Source organism: Bacteroides sp. D22, from assembly GCF_000163675.1.
GTDB classification, from domain to species: domain Bacteria; phylum Bacteroidota; class Bacteroidia; order Bacteroidales; family Bacteroidaceae; genus Bacteroides; species Bacteroides xylanisolvens.
This window is the reverse complement of the sequence record NZ_GG774809.1, coordinates 1-2,433: the sequence shown is the minus strand read 5'-3', so window position 1 is coordinate 2,433 and position 2,433 is coordinate 1. Positions and strand designations below refer to the sequence as shown.

Annotated in this window: 2 protein-coding genes and 2 pseudogenes; 2 read left to right on the top strand and 2 right to left on the bottom strand. The window is 32.7% G+C overall.

Annotated features, from left to right (window positions below; translation table 11 throughout):
- Nucleotides 1–142 (bottom strand): annotated as a pseudogene (locus HMPREF0106_RS26015) (IS1380 family transposase); the annotation flags it as partial.
- A gap of 139 nt (nt 143–281) precedes the next feature.
- Here HMPREF0106_RS26015 and HMPREF0106_RS10545 point away from each other — a divergent pair.
- Entirely contained in the window at nt 282–1,106 is an 825-nt protein-coding gene (locus HMPREF0106_RS10545; protein WP_004295324.1) for a class D beta-lactamase OXA-347, read from the top strand.
- A gap of 202 nt (nt 1,107–1,308) precedes the next feature.
- Here the strand turns inward: HMPREF0106_RS10545 and erm(F) are convergent, their stop codons facing one another.
- Nucleotides 1,309–2,109, bottom strand: coding sequence for a 23S rRNA (adenine(2058)-N(6))-methyltransferase Erm(F) (gene erm(F), locus HMPREF0106_RS10550; RefSeq protein WP_004295323.1), 801 nt, complete (start codon nt 2,107–2,109; stop codon nt 1,309–1,311).
- A gap of 185 nt (nt 2,110–2,294) precedes the next feature.
- On the opposite strand from erm(F), the pseudogene HMPREF0106_RS10555 reads away from it, so the two are divergent.
- Nucleotides 2,295–2,433 (top strand): annotated as a pseudogene (locus tag HMPREF0106_RS10555) (IS1380 family transposase); the annotation flags it as partial.

Sequence of the window (2,433 nt, the reverse complement as noted above, 5' to 3'; positions counted from 1 at the left end):
TGTACTGATAACCGAACGATCTACACCTTAGACCGAGGGTTGAGTCGATTACAGATGATAATGTGGAGTCAAATTGCTCCATGATTGAAAATAATCCCCCAAAAGGAGTGAGTCTCTCAGATTTAATTTGTATCTTCGCCATGTCTATCGTCGGATTCTCTTGTTTTTTTTGCAACACTAAGATAAGTGAAAATTCTGACATGGCAAAATCCTGAGCAACTTTTTGTTGCTCAGGTACTTAAAAAGTTTAATTTATAATAGTGTTGCGGAATTAAGGATAAATGAAAAATATTTTATTTGTAGTTTTTATTTCAATGATATTTTTATTTGTTTGCTGTAACACAACAACGAATAAAAACATAATTGAAACAGAAATTTCTGATTTTGACAAAATTTTAGATAGTTTTCAAGTAAATGGTTCAATTCTAATTTATGATAACGACAAGAATACTTTTTACTCAAATGACTTTGATTGGGCTAAAAACGGAAAATTACCTGCATCAACATTCAAAATTCCAAATTCTATAATTGCTGTTGAATTAGGCATTATTGAAAATGATACAACTATTTTAAAATGGAATGGCGAGCAGAGAAAAATGGATATTTGGGAAAAAGATTTATCATTTAAAGATGCTTTTAGAATTTCCTGTGTTCCTTGCTATCAGGAAATTGCAAGGAAAATCGGAACAATTAAAATGAAAGAATATTTAGAAAAATTTGAGTATAAAAATATGATTTTTGACAGTTTAACGATTGACAATTTTTGGCTTGAAGGAAATTCAAAAATATCTCAAAAACAACAAATCGACTTTTTAAGGAAATTCTATTTTTCAAAATTTCCAATTTCTGATAGGACAATAAAGATTGTCAAAAATATTATGGAAATTGAGCGAACTGAAAATTACATTTTAAGCGGTAAGACTGGATTAAGTTCGATAGAAGAAAAATATAATGGTTGGTTTGTTGGTTATGTTGAAACAAAATCTAATGTTTATTTTTTTGCAACAAATGTAATTCCGACAGACGGATTGAATGTTGATGATTTTATTTCATCGAGAATTAATGTAACAAAAAATGCGTTAAAGCAAATGAATATAATGAAATGATAAATGCCACTAACATATGGTAGCCGATAATTGCCGGCTTTCGTGCCAACTTGATACTTTGGTGCTTTTAACGAACCGAAGTGCTAAATTGATACGAAAGTGCTGTAAATCCGGCAACTACGGCTACCATTTTTCGTTATGCGGCAGCTTAAAAGACGACACCAAACCAGAAAAATCATCTTGACAACCACCCGACTTTGAACTACGAAGGATGAAATTTTTCAGGGACAACTTCCAGCATTTCCAAAAAACAGTTTACCCATTGACTTGGAGACAAACAAACAATTTGAGCATTAAGGTTTAAACCGAATTTTTCCGAAATTGACCTGACCTGACTTTTCCTGAAAATCGACTTTAAAGCTGTTTTTACAGATAAATCAGGTTTCTCTAACAGACAGGAAATAAATGCTAAGTATTTGGCTTTAAACTTAAAATCAAAAAATAACTGTTTTCTTTTAATGTTTAACAGGGCTGATTTGACAGTTGGCGGTGGAAAGAAACTTTCAGGACCTACCTCATAGACAAGTTTCAAATCAAAAAAAGTATGATAGAAAACGGTATATGGATTGTAAAGCTTCCTCGAAAATAACTTTTGTGTAGGTTCTAACTGAAGGACAATGGAACCTCCCAGAAAATTTCCAAGACTCTCAAACATCAGGATTTTGAAAATATCGGAAGTAATGCCATAAGGAATATTTGACACCACTTTGAAAGGAAATTTCGGAACTGCAAAATTCCTAAAATCACAACCGACAACTTGAACATTTCGGGCATCAGAAAATAATTTTCGTAAATGTTCAACCAAAGCTGTGTCGTTTTCAATAGCAACAACATTGTTGGCGATTTTTAATAAATGAACAGTAAGAAACCCCTTGCCTGCCCCAATATCTAAAACCGTATCCTGATTACTTATATTTGCTTGTCTTATTGCATCTTTTATTAGCACTTTATCAATAGTAAAGTGCTGACCCGTAAAACGAACGGGCAATTTCTTTTTTGTCATTAGTAACTTCTTACAGGTGAATACTTGAATTCAAATCGTGGAGAAGTGATCCTTAATTCCGCAACACTATTATAAATTAAACTTTTTAAGTACCTGAGCAACAAAAAGTTGCTCAGGATTTTGCCATGTCAGAATTTTCACTTATCTTAGTGTTGCAAAAAAAACAAGAGAATCCGACGATAGACATGGCGAAGATACAAATTAAATCTGAGAGACTCACTCCTTTTGGGGGATTATTTTCAATCATGGAGCAATTTGACTCCACATTATCATCTGTAATCGACTCAACCCTCGGTCTAAGGTGTAGATCGTTCGGTTATCAGT